Source organism: Streptomyces aculeolatus (genome assembly GCF_020400605.1).
GTDB lineage: Bacteria > Actinomycetota > Actinomycetes > Streptomycetales > Streptomycetaceae > Streptomyces > Streptomyces aculeolatus.
In genome coordinates this window covers 1-7,258 of the sequence record NZ_JAINRD010000055.1, presented here as the reverse complement: position 1 = coordinate 7,258, position 7,258 = coordinate 1, and the positions used below count along the sequence as shown (strand labels likewise).

Here is a 7,258-nt window from a genome sequence, read left to right as displayed (position 1 = left end):
GACCCTGCGCGACCTGGTGGCTTCCCACGTGGCCTTCGTACTCGGGCACAAGACCCCGACGACCATCGACGGCCAGCGCGGGTTCATGGAGCTCGGCTTCGATTCCCTGGCGGCAGTGGAGTTGCGCAACCGCTTGAACGCCGTGACTGAACTGCGCCTGACGGCCAGCTTGATCTTCGACTATCCGACGGTGAACGCCCTGGCCGAAGCCTTGCACGCGCAGCTGCGGCCGAGTGATGAGAGCGCGTCTCCGCCGATCATCAGTGAGCTGGATCGACTGGAGAACATGCTGATCTCGATGGATTCGGATCAGGAGTCACGTAACCGCGTGGCAGAGCGTTTGCAGGCACTGCTCTGGAAGCTCAATCAATCCGAAGGCACGGCGAACGGCGAGACCGAGGCGGTCGATCTGGACGTGGTCTCGGACGACGAGATGTTCAACCTCATCGACAAGGAATTCGGCCTCGACTGACCCTCGGTTTCCGATTGATCGCCACGCTCGTTCTGGAGGCAGCGCCAGGTGGCTAGTAACGAAGACAAGCTTCGCGATTACCTGAAGCGGATGACAGGCAACCTGCGCGAGGCGCGCCAGCAGCTCAAGGAGATGGACGCCAGGCGTGGGGAGCCCATCGCGATCGTCGGTATGGGGTGCCGCTTTCCGGGCGGGATTGACTCACCGGAGGCGTTGTGGCAGGTCGTCGCCGACGGATGCGATGTGATCTCGGATTTCCCCGAGGATCGGGGCTGGGACACCGAAGGCATATTTCATCCTGATCCGGACATCGAAGGAACGACATACACGCGGCGCGGCGGGTTCCTTGAGGACGCGACCGTGTTCGACGCGGAGCTGTTCAGGATTTCACCGCGCGAGGCAGTGGCCATGGATCCGCAGCAGAGGTTGCTGCTGGAGACCGCATGGGAGACGTTCGAGCGAGCGGGCATTGTCCCGACAACGATGAGAGGCAGTAACACCGGGGTCTTCGTCGGGTCGGGGAACCCCGGATACATCTCGGGTGCCACGCACCTGCCGCCAGGCGTGGAGGGGTACTCGCTCACCGGAAACCTCACCAGTGTGGTGTCGGGCCGTGTCGCCTACACCTTCGGTCTGGAGGGGCCGGCGGTGACAGTGGATACGGCGTGTTCCTCGTCGTTGGTGGCCCTGCACCTGGCCGTCCAAGCACTCCGGAACGACGAATGCACCATGGCACTGGCAGGCGGGGTGACCGTTCTTCCCGATCCATGGACGTTCATCGAGTTCAGCCGTCAGCGAGCCCTGGCTGAAGACGGGCGCTGCAAGGCGTTCTCAGCCGCCGCTGACGGCTTCGGACCAGCTGAAGGTGTGGGCATGCTGCTGGTGGAGCGGCTCTCGGACGCGCGGCGGAACGGGCATGAGGTGCTGGCCGTGGTGCGAGGGTCGGCGGTGAACCAGGACGGGGCGAGCAGCGGTCTGAGCGCTCCGAACGGACCTGCGCAACAGCGGGTGATCCGCCAGGCGCTGGCGAACGGTCGGCTGACTCCTGCAGACATCGACGTTGTGGAGGCGCACGGCACTGGGACAGCACTGGGTGACCCGATCGAGGCCGACGCCCTGCTCGCCACCTACGGCGAGGGGCGCGGCACCGGGTGGCCATTGTGGCTGGGGTCCATCAAGTCGAATATCGGGCACACGCAGGCGGCCGCGGGTGTGGCCGGTGTGATCAAAATGGTGATGGCCACGCGCCATGGACTGCTGCCCAAGACCCTGCATGTGGACGAGCCGTCATCCCACATCGACTGGTCATCGGGGGCGTTGCAGCTCCTGGCCGAACCCGTTAAGTGGGAGCGAAAGGAGAACCCGCGGCGGGCGGCCATCTCCGGGTTTGGGATCAGTGGGACGAACGCGCACGTGATTGTGGAAGAGGCGCCTGAACCAGACACCGGCGAGGTCGGGGTGCCGGATGGTGTGGTGCCGGGTGGTCGGGTGCCGTTGGTGGTGTCGGGTCGGTCGGTGGGTGCGTTGGCTGGTCAGGCTGCGCGGTTGGGGGAGTTTCTGGCGGCCGGTGGTGGTGGGTCGTTGGGTGATGTGGGGTGGTCGTTGGCGACGGGGCGTGCGGGTTTGGAGCACCGTGCGGTGGTGTTGGCTGCGGATCGGGATGAGGCGGTTGCGGGGCTGGGTGCGGTAGCGGCTGAGGCGTCTGCGGGTGTGGCGTCTGTGGGTGTGGCGTCGGGTGTGGTGGTGGGGGCGCGGTGTGTGGGCCGGGTGGTGTTGGTGTTTCCGGGTCAGGGTTCGCAGTGGGTGGGGATGGCGCGGGAGTTGCTGGAAGGCAGTGAGGTGTTTGCGGGGGTGGTGGCGGCGTGTGAGGAGGCGTTGTCGCCGTATGTGGAGTGGTCGTTGGGTGAGGTGTTGCGGGAGGGGGGTGAGGAGTCGCTGCGTCGGGTGGATGTGGTGCAGCCGGTGTTGTTTGCGGTGATGGTGGGTTTGGCCCGGTTGTGGGAGTCGGTGGGTGTGGTGCCGGATGTGGTGGTGGGCCACTCCCAGGGGGAGATTGCGGCTGCGCATGTGGCGGGTGGGTTGTCGTTGGAGGATGCGGCGCGTGTGGTGGCGTTGCGGTCGAAGGCGTTGGTCGCGTTGTCGGGTGGGGGTGCGATGGCGCAGGTGGCGTTGGGTGAGGAGGACGCGGTACGTCTGGTCGGGCGCTGGGAGGGCCGGGTCGCTGTGGCGGCGGTCAATGGGCCGGCGTCGACGGTGGTGTCGGGTGAGGGTGCGGCGGTGGAGGAGTTGCTGGCGCGGTGTGAGTCGGAGGGGGTGTGGGCGCGGCGTATCGGGGTGGATTACGCCTCGCATGGTCCGCAGGTCGAGGAGATCCGCGAGGAGCTGCTCCAGGCCCTGTCCGGTATCAGTCCGGTGGCGGGCTCGGTGGAGTTCCGTTCCACGGTGACGGGTGAGGTGATCGATACCGCGACCCTGGATGCCGGATATTGGGTGCGGAATCTGCGTGAGCCGGTGCGGTTCGCCCCGGTGGTCGAAGGGCTGGCGCGGGCGGGTGCCGGGGTGTTCATCGAGGCCAGCCCGCATCCCGTACTCACCGGGAGCATGGGTGACGTGGTGGCGGAGGCCGGGGGGCAGTGCGCGGTGGTGGAGACCCTACGCCGGGATCACGGCGGCATGCTCCAGTTCCTCACCAGCGCCGCGCAAGCTCACGCGCACGGTGTGGATCTGGACTGGGACGCGGTCTTCGGTGGTGCTGGGGCTCGTCGTGTCGATCTGCCGACGTATGCCTTTCAGCGTGAGCGTTTCTGGCTGGACGGGGGGCGTTCTCGTGGTGCGGGTGATGTGCGGGAGTTGGGGCTGAGTGCGGCGGATCATCCGTTGCTGGGTGCTGCGGTGGAGGTGGCGGACAGCGATGAGTGGCTGATGACGGGGCGGCTGTCGTTGTCCACGCATCCCTGGCTGGCTGATCATGCTGTGCACGGGACGGTGCTTGTGCCAGGGACCGCTCTGGTGGAGATGGTGATCCGTGCCGGCGACGAAGTCGGCTGCGACGAGATCGAGGAACTCACCCTCCAAGCCCCCCTCCTCCTCTCACAGCGCGACACTGTGCATCTCCAGGTACGGCTCGGCGCGGCCGGTGACACCGGACAGCGTGAGGCCACCATTCACTCCCGGTCGGCCAACGACGACGACGGCCACTCGTGGACCTGCCACGCGACCGCCATCCTGACGACAGCCGGCACCGACACCAGCAGCGGCGCGGACACCGACCGGGCGTCATCCGAATGGCCCCCACCCGGCATCCAACGGATCAATCTCAGCGGAATCAACAGTGCCGAGGGAGTTGACAGCGCCGAGGAGCTGTACGAACGGATGGCGCAGGCGGGCTACGAGTACGGTCCTGCCTTCCGAGGCCTGCGTGCAGCCTGGCGAGGCCAGGATGGCGACCTCTTCGCCGAGGTGGCCCTGCCTGACGAACTCCATGAGGACGCAGCCCGCTTCGGCCTTCATCCCGCGCTCCTGGACGCTGCCCTGCACGTCGTCGTCGCCGACGATCTGGACGAGCGGCCGGGCCAGGTGTGGCTGCCGTTCACCTTCCACGGGATACGCCTGCTGGCCGAGGGTGCCGACTCGTTGCGCGTCCACCTGAAACGGTCCGGGCCGCAAGAGGTGACGGTCCACATGGCCGACGCGAGCGGTCAACTCGTCGCGGTCATCCGCTCTCTGGTCTCCCGCCCTTGCGCACCTGAGCAACTCAGGCAGATACCCGGCACCGCAGACGACTCGCTGTTCGATCTGCGGTGGAAGCCAGTGCCCTTCGACGGCGCGGAGACTACCGATGCCTCCGATGCTCTGGTCCTACTCGATCCGCACCAACCCTCCGCTGAGGCCGGATCCTTCGCGAGCCTTAGCGCACTGGCCGAGGCGATCGGCTCGGGAGTTCCCGTGCCCGAGGCCGTTGTGTGGCCCCTACCCTCCCGCGACGAACACGCAGACGACGAGGCGGCGGAGAGCGCCGCGAGCGTCGCCCACGTACACGAGACGGTCAACCAGGTCCTCGACGTCGCGCAGGACTGGCTCGCCAACGAGAAGTTCTCCGCATCGCAACTTGTAGCCGTGACCCGGGGCGCTCAGCTCGTCCAAGCCAGCGACGCGGACAGCATCGATCTCGCGCAGGCCGCGGCACTGGGGGCGCTGCGGTCGGCCGCCTCCGAGAACCCAGGCCGTTTCATACTCCTCGATCTGGACGGCAACGTGTACGAGGACGCCGACTCGGCCGCGTTGCTACGCCGGGCGGTAACCGCCGCGCGCGACGAGGGCGAATCCCAGGTGGCACTTCGCGACGGAACGGCGTTCGTACCACGGCTGACGCGGCACGGCTCCATCGACCGGCAGCACGCGGGGTCCGCCGCCCCCGTCGCGTCCTCCACAGGCGACGGCACTGTTCTGGTCACAGGCGGAACCGGTACTCTCGGCGCCGTCGTGGCGCGCCACCTGGTCACCGAGCACGGGGTCAGGAACCTGGTGTTGACCAGTCGGCGCGGCATGGACGCACCGGGCGCGACTGAGCTTAGGGACGAGCTGCGGGAGCGCGGCGCAGCCGTGAGCATAGTGGCCTGCGATGGGGCCGATCGTGACGGACTCGCCGCGGTACTGCGCGAGATTCCTGCGTCGGTGCCTCTCATGGGCATCGTGCACGCGGCCGGTGCCGTGGACGACGGCCTCGTCAGCTCTCTGAGCCGGGACCAGGTCGAGCGCGTGCTGCGTCCGAAGGTCGACACCGCCCTCAATCTCCAGCACCTCACGCGCGGCTTGAAGCTGCGGATGTTCGTACTCTTCTCCTCGGCCGCAGGTGTCGTGGGCAATACCGGACAGGGCAACTACGCAGCCGCCAACTCGTTCCTCGACGCCTTAGCCCATCGTCTGCGTGCCCAGGGCGTCCCTGTGGTCTCCCTCGGATGGGGACTCTGGGCTGAACGCGAGAGCGCGCTGGTCAGGCAGGCCGGCGAGGATACAGAGACCCGGCTCGCGAACAGGGGATTCTTGCCCCTTCCCACCGACATCGCACTGCACCACTTCGACGCGGCGGTGCGAGGCGGCGAAGGCGACGGCGATGCGGCGGAAGCGCTCCTCGTGCCGGTCCGCCTGGACATCCCACGGCTGCGCGAAGAAGCTGTCGCGGGAGTGCTGCCCCCCCTATTCCGGGACTTGGTGCGGAAGCCGGTGCGGCGGAGTCACGCCGTGGGAGCCGCCGCGGCCGGCGATGAGAGCGGCTCGCTCGCGGCGAAGATCGAGGCTCTGCCGGAAAGGGAGCGGGAGCAACTGCTGCTCAACGTAGTTCGCACCCACGTCGCCGCCGTGCTCGGCCACGCCTCACCGGGAGCGGTGGACGTTGCCCAAGGGCTTGTCGACATGGGAATCGACTCGCTTGCCGCCGTCCAGCTCCGCAACCGTCTCAGCGCCGCCACCGGATTGCGGCTCCCGTCCACCCTGGCCTTCGACTACCCCACGTCATCCGCGCTCGCCGACCACCTCCTCGCGGAGCTCCAGCCAGCAGGCGATGAATCTGCGGCAGCACGACACGCCGCACGGGCGAACGAGGCATTGAAGAAGGCCGAGCAGGTGCTCGCCGAGTGCCCTCCGGACTCAGAAACGCGAGAACACCTGGCGCGGACACTCAGGGACATGCTGCACAAGTTCGAAGGGAGCGCCGAGCGTAACCGAGACCGCGACTACGACGTGAGCGCGGCGACAAACGAGGAAATGTTCGAACTGATTGACAGAGAGCTGGGAACGCCTTGACGCGCATGTACCCAGCGTTCTATTCGGCTCTCCAGAGGGGTTGGCGACGGTGACCAGCGAGGAAAAGAAGCTCCGGGAATATCTCAATCGAGTCGTTGTCGACCTGCGGGACGCGCGTCAACGTCTCGATGAGCGCGAGGCGGAAAGCCGTGAACCCATCGCGATCGTGGGCATGGCGTGCCGTTACCCGGGCGGGGTCGCTTCCCCGGAGGACTTGTGGCAGCTGGTCGACTCCGCCAAGGACGCGATCTCTGGGTTCCCGGACGACCGCGGGTGGGACCTTGAGGGGCTCTATGACCCGGACCCCGACAAAGAAGGCAAAACGTATGTCCGCAAGGGAGGCTTCCTTGAGGACGTAGCCGGATTCGACCCCGGGTTCTTCGGCATGTCACCGCGTGAGGCCGTGGGCACCGATCCGCAGCAGCGTTTGTTGCTTGAGGTTGCCTGGGAAGTGTTCGAACGCGCAGGTATCGATCCGACCTCGCTTCGTGGAAGTTCAACCGGTGTCTTCGCCGGCTCGATGTACCACGACTACGCAAAGCTGCTTGAACAAGGCGGCAACGACTTCGAGGGATTCCTCGGAACGGGAGCCGTCGCGAGCGTTGTCTCAGGTCGGCTGTCCTACACCTTCGGCCTGGAGGGGCCGGCGGTGACGGTGGATACGGCGTGTTCGTCGTCGTTGGTCGCGCTGCACCTGGCCGTCCAGGCGCTCCGCAACGGTGAATGCCCCATGGCGTTGGTCGGCGGGACGACCGTGATGCCTACCCCCGATGTCTTCGTCGGGTTCAGCCGCCAGAGAGGGCTGGCGCCGGACGGTCGTTGCAAGTCCTTCTCGGACGGTGCGGACGGCGCGGGCTGGTCGGAGGGCGTGGGAATGCTGCTGGTGGAGCGGCTGTCGGACGCACGGCGGAACGGCCACGAGGTGCTGGCGGTCGTGCGCGGCTCCGCGGTGAATCAGGACGGTGCGAGCAGCGGCTTCAGTGT

At 67.1% G+C, this 7,258-nt stretch carries 3 protein-coding genes; all 3 read left to right on the top strand.

All coding sequences use genetic code 11. The annotated features are described in order from the left end of the window. Positions 1-472, top strand: a 472-nt coding sequence (locus LG396_RS38595) for a phosphopantetheine-binding protein (protein WP_225798280.1), incomplete at its 5' end; no start/stop codon positions are given. Between the two features lie 48 nt (positions 473-520). Beyond that, a complete protein-coding gene (locus tag LG396_RS38590) occupies positions 521-6,274 on the top strand; it encodes a type I polyketide synthase (RefSeq protein WP_225798279.1) in 5,754 nt (1,917 codons plus the stop codon). A 49-nt stretch (positions 6,275-6,323) separates the two neighbouring features. Next, a partial coding sequence (locus LG396_RS38585) for a beta-ketoacyl synthase N-terminal-like domain-containing protein (RefSeq protein ID WP_225798278.1) occupies positions 6,324-7,258 on the top strand: 935 nt, incomplete at its 3' end.